General features: G+C 39.1%; 11 protein-coding genes. 9 read left to right on the top strand and 2 right to left on the bottom strand.

Translation table 11 applies throughout. The features are described from left to right. The first annotated feature begins 43 nt into the window (after positions 1-43). The gene (locus AC1M9A_RS01685; protein WP_035267629.1) at positions 44-1,042 is read left to right on the top strand and encodes a helix-turn-helix transcriptional regulator; all 999 of its coding nucleotides are present in this window, start codon (positions 44-46) and stop codon (positions 1,040-1,042) included. 391 nt (positions 1,043-1,433) lie between these two features. Here AC1M9A_RS01685 and mnmG read toward each other — a convergent pair whose 3' ends face one another. Next, positions 1,434-3,314, bottom strand: a complete 1,881-nt coding sequence (gene mnmG, locus AC1M9A_RS01680; protein WP_481588395.1) for a tRNA uridine-5-carboxymethylaminomethyl(34) synthesis enzyme MnmG — start codon at positions 3,312-3,314, stop codon at positions 1,434-1,436. Positions 3,315-3,572: 258 nt separating this feature from the next. Between mnmG and AC1M9A_RS01675 the strand changes: the two genes are divergently transcribed. The 8 genes from AC1M9A_RS01675 to AC1M9A_RS01640 all read left to right on the top strand — a co-directional run bounded on the left by AC1M9A_RS01675 (position 3,573) and on the right by AC1M9A_RS01640 (position 11,524). Next, positions 3,573-3,929 (top strand): hypothetical protein, encoded by a 357-nt coding sequence (locus AC1M9A_RS01675; protein ID WP_035267631.1) that lies wholly within the window; start codon positions 3,573-3,575, stop codon positions 3,927-3,929. 132 nt (positions 3,930-4,061) lie between these two features. Continuing rightward, on the top strand, positions 4,062-4,952 hold the full coding sequence (locus tag AC1M9A_RS01670) for a bile acid:sodium symporter family protein (RefSeq protein ID WP_481586981.1): 891 nt from the start codon (positions 4,062-4,064) through the stop codon (positions 4,950-4,952). A 144-nt stretch (positions 4,953-5,096) separates the two neighbouring features. After that, a complete protein-coding gene (gene prmA, locus AC1M9A_RS01665; protein ID WP_481609674.1) occupies positions 5,097-5,996 on the top strand; it encodes a 50S ribosomal protein L11 methyltransferase in 900 nt (299 codons plus the stop codon). Between the two features lie 19 nt (positions 5,997-6,015). Continuing rightward, complete coding sequence (locus AC1M9A_RS01660) at positions 6,016-6,870, top strand: DUF3426 domain-containing protein (RefSeq protein WP_481609488.1); 855 nt, start codon at positions 6,016-6,018, stop codon at positions 6,868-6,870. A 375-nt stretch (positions 6,871-7,245) separates the two neighbouring features. Then, complete coding sequence (gene fis, locus AC1M9A_RS01655; RefSeq protein WP_001086304.1) at positions 7,246-7,515, top strand: DNA-binding transcriptional regulator Fis; 270 nt, start codon at positions 7,246-7,248, stop codon at positions 7,513-7,515. Between the two features lie 88 nt (positions 7,516-7,603). Then, positions 7,604-9,178, top strand: coding sequence for a bifunctional phosphoribosylaminoimidazolecarboxamide formyltransferase/IMP cyclohydrolase (gene purH / locus AC1M9A_RS01650; protein ID WP_092766164.1), 1,575 nt, complete (start codon positions 7,604-7,606; stop codon positions 9,176-9,178). A gap of 136 nt (positions 9,179-9,314) precedes the next feature. Further along, positions 9,315-10,598, top strand: coding sequence for a phosphoribosylamine--glycine ligase (gene purD / locus AC1M9A_RS01645; RefSeq protein ID WP_481609487.1), 1,284 nt, complete (start codon positions 9,315-9,317; stop codon positions 10,596-10,598). 83 nt (positions 10,599-10,681) lie between these two features. Further along, the gene (locus AC1M9A_RS01640; protein ID WP_481609486.1) at positions 10,682-11,524 is read left to right on the top strand and encodes a TIGR02391 family protein; all 843 of its coding nucleotides are present in this window, start codon (positions 10,682-10,684) and stop codon (positions 11,522-11,524) included. 181 nt (positions 11,525-11,705) lie between these two features. On the opposite strand, the gene AC1M9A_RS01635 is transcribed toward AC1M9A_RS01640, so the two are convergent. Next, positions 11,706-13,121 (bottom strand): cytochrome P450, encoded by a 1,416-nt coding sequence (locus AC1M9A_RS01635; protein ID WP_481609485.1) that lies wholly within the window; start codon positions 13,119-13,121, stop codon positions 11,706-11,708. Positions 13,122-13,181 lie beyond the last annotated feature (60 nt).

Here is a 13,181-nt window from a genome sequence, read left to right as displayed (position 1 = left end):
TTGTGTGTTTGAAAAATATTTTCTCTTTATTCATTAGTTGATTATGTCCTCTCAAGAAAAAGAAACATCGAATAGCTTATATCGACAGTGGCAAATTCTTTCACGCTTAACCACTGGTAAATGGATGGGTACACGAGAGTTGCAAGAGACCCTGCAAAGAGAAGGTATTGAAATCAGTTTAAGAACCATTCAACGTGATTTAAATCAAATTTCTCAAAGATTTCCTATTGAGAGTAATAAAACTGTACCACAAGGTTGGCGTTGGCGATCAGATGCCCCAATTCAAAGCTTGCCGCATATGACCAGCTCACAAGCCGTCACCTTCATGATGGTTGAAGAACATTTGAAGCATTTGCTTCCACCAAGTTTAATTGAGGAGATGAACCCTTGGTTCGAGCTTGCAAAACGCAGCTTATCTACACAAAACAATGTACGTCAATGGATTAACCGTGTCCGTATTGTTCCAGCAAGCCAGCCCTTGATCCCTCCTGTTGTAGAGAAACATGCGCAGCAAGCCATTTATGAAGGTCTATTGCAAGATAAACAGATCGAATGCATATATCGTGCGCGTGGACCTGAAAGTGAAGAACGTAGTTATACCTTAAACCCGCTTGCATTAGTTCAAAAGGGTTCAATCATTTATTTGATTTGTACTCGACATGACAAATCAGAAGTTCAAACCTTTGCTTTACATCGTTTTAAATCTGCAAAAGTTCTAGAGCAACGCGCCTTACACCCTGTTGACTTTGATATTGATGCTTACATTGAATCTGGTGCGCTCGGCTTCAGAGTTGATTTCAATAAACCCACTGAGCTCGTTCAACTCGAACTCTTTATGAATAAAGCTGATGCACTTTACTTTTCCGAAAGCCAACTCAGTAAAGATCAATCCATCACACAAGTATCTGATGATCTCTTTAAAGTGGTCGCTAATGTGCCCTTTACTTCACAATTGGTTTGGTGGCTCAGAAGCTTCGGCAAAAAAATTATTCGTATTGAACCACTCGATGTATTTAACGCCGTTCATGAAATTGAAAATTAAAAAAGAGCCAAATTGGCTCTGAAGATTTTTTATTATCATATTTTCAGTATTGCGCTGATTTCTTATTGTGTTGAGTTTAAATACGTGAACTAAACTCCCCTTTAGCCCACGTACACTTTTCAATGTCGTTGGATTATGATTTACATCGTGCAGCATGCAATTTCATAACCATTATAACGAATACGCTTCATCGTCATGGCCTTTCCTCTTTGTTGTGAACGTAGAATCAATATAAGGACATCAACTTGGATTGAGAAATAATCATAATTTCTTTATTAATCTCTATTCTTGTTAAACGTAAATAATAAATTATTTATCTTATTTATGAATAAATCGTTATATGAGGATCAAAAAAACCCGCATCAAGCGGGTTTTTTGGACTGCAACAGGCTTAAGCAGATTTTTTAGTTTGTGCATTCTTACGAATCGTAATCATCACCAATTGAACAGCAGCAGGTGTAACGCCCGGAATACGACTTGCTTGAGCGAGAGTTTCAGGGCGAACTTCTTTGAGTTTCAAAGTAATTTCACGAGATAAACCAGATACCACGTCATAATTAAAATCAGCTGGAATCTTAGTCTCTTCTAAGCGCTTCATTTGCGCTACATCCTGATGCTGACGGTTAATATAACCCTCATATTTAACTGCAATCTCAATTTGGTCACCCACTTGAGCAGAAACATCAGAACCAGTGAGTTCCGCAATTTGAGCAAAAGTAATGTTCGGACGTTTCAACAAATCAATCGCAGAACATTCTTTAGAAAGATCCGCACCTGTCATTTCAACGAATTTTTTACCCATTGGATTGTTAGGTGCAGCCCAAAGATGTTGTAAACGACCTGTTTCACGCTCAACCGCTTCCATTTTTTCGCAGTACGCTGCCCAACGCTCGTCATCCACAAGACCCATTTCACGACCGATTGGTGTCAAACGTTGGTCTGCATTATCTTCACGAAGCATCAAACGGTATTCCGCACGTGAGGTAAACATACGGTAAGGTTCTTTCGTACCTAAAGTGATTAAGTCATCGACCAATACACCCATGTACGCTTCATCACGCTTCGGTGTCCATTGTTCTTGATCCCACGCACGGCGTGCAGCATTCAAACCTGCAAGTAAACCCTGTGCACCGGCTTCTTCATAACCTGTCGTACCGTTAATTTGACCCGCAAAGTACAAGTTATTAATCGCTTTAGTCTCTAAAGTGAATTTCAACGCTTGTGGGTTGAAATAATCATACTCAATGGCATAACCCGGGCGCAGGATATGCGCATTTTCCATACCACGGATTGAGCGTACTAATTCAAACTGGACATCAAACGGTAAAGATGTAGAAATACCATTTGGATAAAGTTCATGTGTATCTAGGCCTTCAGGCTCTAAGAATACTTGGTGAGAATCTTTATCGGCAAATTTATGAATTTTATCTTCGATTGACGGACAGTAACGTGGTCCTACACCTTCAATCACACCAGTATACATCGGTGAACGGTCTAGGCCGCCACGAATAATATCATGAGTTTTTTCGTTGGTATGCGTGATATAGCAGTTGACTTGCTCTGGGTGCATAGATGCATCACCCATAAATGACATCGTTGGTGATGGGAAATCACCCGGCTGTGGTGTCATGACAGAGAAATCTACAGAACGTGCATCAATACGTGGTGGCGTACCTGTTTTTAAACGACCTACTGGCAATTGAAGCTCACGTAAACGGTGCGCTAAAGAAATTGAAGGTGGATCACCTGCACGACCGCCGCTTGATTTCTCAAGACCAACATGAATCACGCCACCCAAGAATGTACCAGCGGTTAACACGACAGTTTTCGCATCAAAGCGAATCCCCATTTGTGTTACCACACCTTTAACGGTATCGCCGTCAACAATGAGATCATCTGCTGCTTGTTGGAAAATATCAAGATTGGCTTGGTTTTCTAATGTTTCGCGAATAGCCGCTTTATAACGTACACGGTCAGCCTGCGCACGCGTTGCACGAACTGCAGCACCTTTACGTGAGTTCAGAATACGGAACTGAATACCACCCTTGTCTGCTGCGAGTGCCATCGCACCACCTAAGGCATCAATTTCGCGAACAAGGTGTGATTTACCAATACCACCAATCGCCGGGTTACAGCTCATCTGCCCTAAAGTCTCAATATTATGAGTTAAGAGTAAAGTCTGTCGACCCATACGTGCCGCAGCAAGCGCTGCTTCTGTACCAGCGTGTCCGCCACCGATAACAATGACATCGTAAACTTTAGGATAATGCATAGTGGTATATGAGGAGATAAAAATAATGACAGAAAATTATAGCAAATTTTGTTTGCCTTGAGACAATCGAGAACGATTTAATTCTAATTTTTTTGAAGTCCAATAATATAAACCATTTTGATATAAAAATTTATAAATTTTGCAGATTTAAGTGATTTTTTAACAATTTAGAAAATTTATTTACAGCATTGCCCTTCCATTGATTTGACTATTTTTTCAACATATTCAAGTCATATTTTTTAACAAGAGTATACGAACATGAAAGTCCAGTTATTTACGATGTCAATGTTATGTTGTTTGGGTCTAAGCGTAAGTAGTATGAGTATTGCGAATGACAAAGTTGATAATGCCTATAATGCCAAACAATTCCAAAGCGTATGTAAGGGTAAAAGTGAAGGCGATGCTGTCAGTTTCCCGTATAAAGGAATAATTTGGAATGGTACTTGCCAAACTCAATTTTTCCCTACCCAAAGTAAAGATTTGAAAGGCAATGAAGAGCAGCTTAATTCAGCCTGTAAGTCTGATGCAGCGAGTGTTTCCGTGAATATTGAAGGTCAAGAATATAAAGGCAAATGTGCACTCGGATATGCGCCACCGATGCCAAAAGCGTCTTAACCTATTTTTTTAAATTCGACCGTTTATGCAACCAATTGAAAAATTGGTTGCTTTTATTTATTGATAACGATAAAACCAAATTAAAAATAACGATCTATTTATAAATAACACAACAAAATTCAGGATGAATTTATGGACACAGGGATCCTTACGATTTTTTTACCTTTAGCACTTGCAATTGTGATGGCGGGTTTAGGACTTGAACTCACTGTTCAAGATTTTCTACGCGTTCGTAAACACCCTAAAGCAGTGCTCATCGCATTATTTTCCCAACTCGTCATTTTGGTTGGCGTTGCATTTATTATATGTAAAATACTCAATCTTTCGCCTTACTTGGCTGTCGGCTTAGTGTTGCTTGCTGCCTCACCAGGGGGTGCAACAGCCAATCTATTTAGCTATTTATACAAAGGTGATGTTGCCCTCAACATCACCTTGACTGCGATTAATGCCATTATTGCTGCAGTGACCTTGCCGCTTATCGTGAATTTTGCAATCACACATTTCATTCAGGATTCAACTCAAATTGGTCTACAATTTAGTAAAATTTTACAAGTGTTTGCCATTATTCTTATCCCAGTTGCCCTCGGTATGTTTGTGCGCTACAAATTTCCAAATGTTGCAACTAAACTAGAAAAACCAGTGCGTATTTTTGCCGTTGTATTCTTAGTGTTAATTATTGTCGGTGCAGTACTTTCTGAACGTGCCAACATTATGAATTATCTTGCTCAAATTGGTTTGGCGACAGCGTTATTTTGTATCGCAAGTCTTAGCGTCGGTTATTTTCTCCCTCGCTTCTTTGGTGTACCGAGTTTTCAAGCAAGAGCGTGTGCTTTTGAAATTGGTATCCATAACAGTACTTTGGCCATGGCGATTGCAATCACGATAATGAATAGCAGCGAAATTGCGATGCCAGCAGCTGTTTATTCAATCTTTATGTATATCTTCGCTGCTATTTTCGGCATGTTGCTGAATCGTTTTGCACCATTAGACCATCCGGCTGAGTTAACTCGAAACCACTCATAAATTAACTGATATTAATTGAGTTAACCAACTCATCTTAAAGGCACTGTAATCGTGCCTTTATTTATGCTTCAGGTTTTATCTGCATTCTTAAAGCGAATACAGTACAATGCTAACTCTCGTATTGCATATTTAGGTTTTTTTACTGTGAAGTGGTTACAAATCCATATTACTGTCGATCAAGCACAAGTTGATTTTACTGAAACATTATTATTATCTCTTGGTGCAGTCAGTGTGACGCTAGATGATGCAGAGGATCAAGCGTTATTAGAACCACTTCCAGGTGAGACTCCACTTTGGAACAAAGTCATCGTAACGGGTATTTACGCTCAAGAAGATGATGAAGAAATCGATGTCGTCGCACTAGAAACTTTCATTAAAGACCAGATGCCTGAAGCGCCTTTACGTTCTGAGTTTATCGAAGATCAAGAGTGGGAACGCACTTGGATGGATGCATATGAGCCAATTCAAATTGGTGAAAAATATTGGATCGTTCCTGAATGGATGGAAGCTCCTGAAGCGGATGCGGTCAATATTAAATTAGATCCAGGCTTAGCTTTTGGTACGGGTAATCATGCTTCAACATTCCTCTGCCTACAATGGTTAGGTAAAACCGATGTAAAAGACAAAATCGTCATCGATTACGGCTGTGGTTCTGGCATTCTAGGTGTTGCTGCCCTATTGCTGGGTGCAAAAAAAGTATATGCGACAGATATTGATCCTCAAGCTGTACTCGCTACACAACAAAATGCTGAATTAAATGGCGTTCTCGAAAATTTATATGTCGGCTTACCTGAAGAATTTAATCAAGCACTTGGTGAGCAAAAGGCAGATGTATTTGTCGCAAATATTCTTGCTGGCCCACTGATAGCACTTGCTGAGGAGTTTTCAACACTCATTCAACCTGAGGGTGAATTCGCACTAGCCGGTATTATTGAGGAGCAAGTTGATGATGTTTCTCGTGTTTATGCTGATTTTTTTGATATATTAGACAAAGAAAAGCGTGATGAAAATTGGTACCGTCTTTCTGGGAAACGCCATAAATAAGTAGAGCTTAATTTAAGATATGAGTGATAAACAAACCCGCTGCCCAAATTGCTCCACAATTTACAAGGTATCAGTCACCCAGTTAACTGTTGCCGAGGGTATGGTTTGTTGTCCTAAATGTTCTGCTGAGTTTAATGCGCTTCTACATCTATTCAATCCTCAACCGAAAGTGATTGAACCTTTAATCACAGAAGCCCAAGACAGTACAGCACCATCTGAAGATGTGATTGAACCTAAACAAGAACAACACCTATTGGATATTTTCGATCGTAAAGTTGCAAATTCAAACATAACCTTGCGTACGTATTTAAATAACTTAAATACGTTCAATCATGATCCGATTACCAACTACCCTTCTTTAAATCTTTCATCATCAATCCATGCCAATAGCCAATCAAAACCAAGAACTAGGCTTTATATTGCGACATGGGCGATCGTAAATACAATTTTAGCGTTATTACTGGTTTTTCAATTTTTATGGTTTAACCCAAATGTATTGCAACGCTCACCTGCGCTAAATCAGGCATTTATATCAGCATGTAATTTATTTAATTGTGACACGCTCGATGAACGCTATACCCATATAAAAGTACAAGACCTCAATATTGAGTCAACATCAGCGATATCTACTGTTTTTTCAGGTCACTTGGTGAACCAATATAGCAAAGGGTTAAAACTGCCTCTGTTGAAAATAAGCATTTATCAACAAGGGAAGCTGATTTCATCCTCTATTAAAGCACCCAATGAATATTTAGTAGAAAGTTTGCATGGAATTACACGAATTCCTCAAGACAGTCCATTTGGTTTCAAATTTAGTATAAATTTTTCCCAATCTGAGTTTGACAATTATAAATTGGAAGTTATACGACCATAAGATCAAAAAAAACGATAAAAAAATTAAAAAAAATGTAGTTTTCTTGCTCACTTTTTCATAGACAATGGTATGATACGCGCCACGAAAGCTTTGTACCGCAAACTCCTCGCAATTTCTCAAAATAAATACAGTTCTGTTCATGTGCTTAATTTTTTTATTCAGCGCATCAGGGATGTTTTTTGTTTTATGTGGAACCGTAACAAATATTAAACTATTGTTACGCTTATTTTTCACTCAATTGCTCTAGTTGTGGCAAGCTAATTGTTCTTGTTTTAGAGTCGACCGTTTTAGGACCTAAAACGGAGCTCGTTTTTTTTATTTTGACCACAAATTCACTTTTACCCTAAGTGATTATTGATTCTCGGATTAACTCGCATGAATAGCAAATCTCCTATTTTTACTGCACAATCTGATGTCGCTCTTCGTATTCACGTAGATCGCGCAGTTCGCCATTATTTTGCACAATTGCAAGGCGAGCAACCATCTCAAGTTTATGACATGGTTTTAGCAGAAATGGAGAAACCTCTTTTATCTGTAGTGTTAGAATATACACGTGGCAACCAGACTCGCGCTGCTGAGATTCTAGGCCTTAACCGTGGTACTTTACGTAAAAAGTTGAAAGCTCACGGTTTAATGAGTGAATAAATGATAAAATGCTTGCGGCTTCCGCGGGCATTTTTTTTACCTGCTATTTAGCTTTTTTGTTTTAATTCTTGATAACTGTGACTAAATCATGACTATTAAACGCGCATTAATCTCTGTTTCTGATAAAACAGGCATTGTTGAATTTGCCCAAGACCTTGTTGCTCTAGGGGTAGAAATTTTATCTACTGGCGGTACTTATAAGTTGTTACGTGACAACAATATTGCTGTAGTCGAAGTTTCAGAGCACACTGGTTTCCCAGAGATGATGGACGGACGTGTAAAAACACTTCATCCGAAAATCCACGGTGGTATCTTGGCTCGTCGTGGTCTAGATGAAGCTGTGATGGCTGAACACAACATCGATGCGATCGATTTAGTTGTGGTAAACCTTTATCCATTTGCTGCAACTGTTGCAAAACCTAACTGCTCACTTGCTGATGCGATTGAAAATATCGACATCGGTGGTCCAACGATGGTTCGTGCTGCTGCGAAAAACCATGCGTCTGTAGGTATCGTTGTAAATGCATCTGACTATGCGACTGTAGTTGCTGAGCTTAAAGCTGAAGGCTCACTTTCATATGCAACTCGTTTTGACTTAGCAGTTAAAGCATTTGAACATACTGCTCAGTACGACGGTATGATCGCATCTTACTTAGGCGCTCGCGTTGGTAAAGAAGAAGGTCAAGCTGATCAATTTGCACGTACATTCAATACGCAATTAAATAAAGCTCAAGATTTACGTTACGGTGAAAATCCACATCAATCTGCTGCATTCTATGTTGACCCTGCTGCAACTGAAGCTTCTGTGTCTACTGCTAAACAGTTACAAGGTAAAGAATTATCTTATAACAACATCGCAGATACTGATGCAGCACTTGAATGTGTGAAATCATTCGCTAAACCTGCATGTGTGATTGTAAAACACGCAAACCCATGTGGCGTTGCAGTCTCTTTAGACGGTATTAAAGCTGCATATGACCTTGCATATGCAACTGATCCAGAATCTGCATTCGGTGGCATCATTGCGTTTAACCGTGAATTAGACGTTGCAACTGCACAAGCGATTGTTGATCGTCAATTTGTTGAAGTGATTATTGCACCAAGCGTTGCTGAAGGTGTATTAGAAGTTACAGGTGCGAAGAAAAACGTACGTGTACTTGTATGTGGCGAATTACCTGCAATTGACGAACGTGCTCCACAAATGGACTACAAACGTGTAAACGGTGGTTTACTCGTTCAAGATCAAGACTTAGGTATGATTACTAAAGATGATCTTAAAGTTGTGACGAAACGTGCCCCAACTGAACAAGAAATTGATGACATGATCTTTGCTTGGAAAGTTGCGAAATACGTGAAATCAAACGCAATTGTTTATGCTAAAAACCGTCAAACGATTGGTGTAGGCGCAGGTCAAATGAGCCGCGTAAACTCTGCTCGTATTGCTGCGATCAAAGCTGAACATGCTGGCCTTGTAGTTGAAGGTGCGGTAATGGCATCTGATGCATTCTTCCCATTCCGTGATGGCATTGATAACGCTGCTAAAGCAGGTATCAAATGTATTATCCAACCGGGTGGTTCTATGCGTGATGAAGAAACGATTGCTGCTGCTGACGAAGCAGGTATTGCAATGGTGTTCACTGGCATGCGTCATTTCCGTCATTAATTAATGGTTCGTGTCATGATGACTTCTCATAAGTCACCTATAACACTGATAAGAGATTTTTAATCTTGCCTAAAGTCCTCTTCTATTCATTTAGTTGAGGACTTTATGTCATTTTCGATTCATGGAGTATGAACCGATGAATATTTTAGTTTTGGGTAATGGCGGTCGTGAACATGCATTGGCATGGAAAATCGCTCAAGATGAAAAAGTAGCTAAAGTTTTTGTTGCACCGGGTAATGCGGGCTCAGCAACTGAACCAAAATGTGAAAATGTAGCACTTAACATTTTAGACAACCCTGCCATTATCGACTTTGCAAAAAATAATGCCGTGGATCTGATTGTTGTCGGTCCTGAAGCACCGCTTGTAAATGGTGTAGTCGATGCTTGTCGCGCTGCAGGTGTGAAAATATGGGGTCCTACCCAATTTGCAGCCCAATTAGAAGGCTCTAAAGCATTTGCTAAGCATTTCTTAAAACGCCACAACATCCCAACTGCTTTTTATGATGTATTTACAGAAGTCGATGCAGCTAAAGCATTTGTTGAAAAAAATGGCGCGCCAATCGTGATCAAGGCCGATGGTCTTGCTGCAGGTAAAGGCGTGATCGTTGCGATGACCAATCAAGAAGCGTTTGATGCGATTGACGACATGCTTGCAGGCAACAAATTTGGTGATGCAGGTTCACGCGTTGTCATCGAAGAGTTCTTGGCAGGTGAAGAAGCATCTTTCATTTGTATGATTGATGGCGACAACATTTTACCTATGGCTACGTCACAAGATCATAAACGTATCTTTGAAGGTGACCAAGGTCCTAATACTGGTGGTATGGGTGCTTACTCTCCTGCTCCTGTGGTAACGGCTGAAGTTTTTGAAAAAACCATGAATGAAGTGATGCGTCCTACCGTTGAAGGTATGAAAAAAGACGGGCACGTTTATACAGGTTTCTTATACGCAGGTTTGATGATTGATGAACAAGGTCAGCCTAAAGTAATCGAGTTTAACTGTCGTTTTGGTGACCCTGAAACTCAACCAATTATGATGCGTTTAAAATCATCTTTAGTTGATTTAGTTGAAGCTGGTATTGCGGGTAACTTACCTGCGGAAGCTGAATGGGATGAACGTAAAACGGTTGGTATCGTACTTGCGTCACGTGGCTACCCTGAAACGTCTAGCAATGGTGATGTGATTTCAGGTTTAGACACTGAAATGGCTGATGCTAAAGTTTTCCATGCGGGTACGAAAGCACTTGAGAATGGTGATATTGTGACTGCAGGCGGCCGTGTACTTTGCGTGACCGCGCTTGGTAATACGATTGGTGAAGCACAAGCGAAAGCTTTAGAACTTTGCCAAAAAGTTACGTTTGATGGCGTGCAGTATCGTAAGGATATTGGTTACCGTGCTATTGCTCGTGAAAATGCTTAATTTAGTTTAAGCATTAAAAAACCCCGCTAAGTGCGGGGTTTTTTGATATATTCAATTAAATATCAAACAAATACTTTATAAAAATGCGCTTTAATTTATTTAATCAACCATCTGAAGAAATACAATATTTAGGGACACCTCATACGCAAGATTGCATTGAAGCAATTGCCTTAGTTCTACAATTTGAAGAACAAGTTGAACGAGCACTTGTTTTAACTAATGATCACAATCATTGTTTTTTAATTAAAGGTTATCGAACTGTTTATCTCATTAGATATGGCTTTAGATCAGATTATATCTCAGAAGGTTATAAAGGTTTTGTTAAAGCTTTAAAACTATTGCAAAGGCATAAAATTGAAATCAAAGAGCTGCTTATATCAACTAAAGAATTTGAAATCATTAGGCAAAATGCGTTAAGTGATAGTGACGTAGAGTCTTTCTTAAATAGTTCTTATAGACGGACTAACACAATTTATGATTGCATTAGCAATTTAGATTTTATGCTTAATGAACCTTTAAAAATAAATGACTATTATCCTAGCGAATTGCCATTAAATTTAATTGACAAGAGAATTATAGATTTAGCTTTTAAGTTTAAATTAGATGCTGATGCATCAATAATGACTGCGTATACTCGATTAGAAGATATTATTCGAGAAAAAATAAATTCGCAAAAATTCTCTAGCTCACTAATGGAAGATGCATTCTGTTCAGACGTAAAAAAAAATAAGTTATCTCCCTTCAAATGGGAGTCAGAAAATGAAGAGTCATCTACGGCTATTGGCAGATTATTTGTGAATACTTTTAAAGCCTATCGTAATCGAAGAGCACACAGTGAAGTAGAAAAATCACTAAATCAACTACAAAGAGAATTTTTACTCATCAATGAACTTTATTTACTAGAAAGTGAAGCGGTCCAAAGATAAAGATCAATCAATATGAAAAATTATATTGAAACCCTTGCCTGATCCTCCGCCAATGGCAAGATGCTGACACCGCCCCATTTATCCAAATTTATATAGCTGCTTGAGTTATAATTTATGATCAAATCCTATCTCTTTTCACGGCACATAAAAACATCCCTCATCTAATATGAGGGATTTTGGACTATTTAGATTCTGACTTTGGATGCAGCTTTACCATCATCTTAGAATACCCACGAACAAAATTAGACTGAACAATTTCGGGTTCTTCAAGCACTTCAATTCTGTCATAACGTTTGAGAATCTCCTCCCAAAGAATGGTCAATTGCATCTCAGCTAAACGACTACCCATACAGCGATGAATTCCATAACCAAATGATAGATGTTTTTTCACATTTTCACGGTCAATACGAAATTCATCCGCATTTTCAAACACAGTTTCATCACGGTTAGCAGACGCATACCACATAACAACTTTGTCACCTTTACGGATATACTGACCTTTATAAATTAGATCTTGAGTCGCTACACGGCGCATATACGCCAATGGTGTCTGCCAACGAATAATCTCACTAACCATATTAGGCAACAGATCAGGATTATTCTTCAGCTTGCCTAATTCCTGAGGGAACAAATGCATTGCGTAAACCCCGCCCGACATCGAGTTACGAGTCGTATCATTCCCGCCTACGATTAATAATGCCAAATTCCCCAGAAACTCTAATGGTCGCTGAATCAGATCCTTTGTCTCATCACTCCGAATAAGCATACTCATCAAGTCAAAACTTGAAGCCTCACCTGCTTTTATACGTGCAGCCTTATCATGCCAAAGTTGAGACAAATCTCTCACCATCTCTTTTAAACCATCAAAAGTATTTTCAATAGTCATCGTACCGCCTGTCGTACCTGGTGATGAGGATGCAATTTCAGACCAATAGACCAATTTACGGCGTTCTTCGTAAGGAAAATCTAACAATGTCGCCAACATTCTTGAGGTCAGTTCAATTGATACTCGATCTACAAAGTCGAAAGCTTCATTTAAAGGCAAGTGATCAAGTACGTCTTGGGTACGTGTCCGAATCAAGCTTTCCATGTCTTTCAAGTTTTTTGGTACGAAAACCCCCTGCACAGCTTTACGCTGAATATCATGCTTCGGTGGATCCATCGCAATAAACATTTCAAGCTCTAAACCTTGCGGTTGCTCACCCAACATAATGATCGGTTCTGAAGAGAAAAGCTGATGATTTTTATCAACGTACATGACATCTTCGTACTGTGTCATCGACCAAAAAGGACCAAATAAACTGTTTGATTGATAATGTATCGGTGCATCTTTCCGTAATCGTTTAAAAGCATCCTTCCATACACCTTGCTTGTATAAAAAAGGGCTACTGACATCAAGCTCTTGTAAGGGGCAAACATTTGGATCTGGAAGTCGAGTTTCTTCAATTTGATCAAAATCAGGATTCTTAAATAAGCTACTTTTTAATTTATGGTACACATGGGCAGCTTTGATGTGATTTTCTAAGGGAATATAGCGAGCGCTAAAATTCACCAAATCTACTCGAACAGCATTCATTTTTTTGACTAAATTATTCATGACAATGTGTCCTATGTGATCTCATCTTTAAATTTATATTCAGCCTTTATTCCATTAAGC

The organism is Acinetobacter sp. ANC_7634, assembly GCF_056779875.1.
Note: the sequence above shows the minus strand (reverse complement) of the source record. Positions and strands in the feature narration are given on the sequence as shown.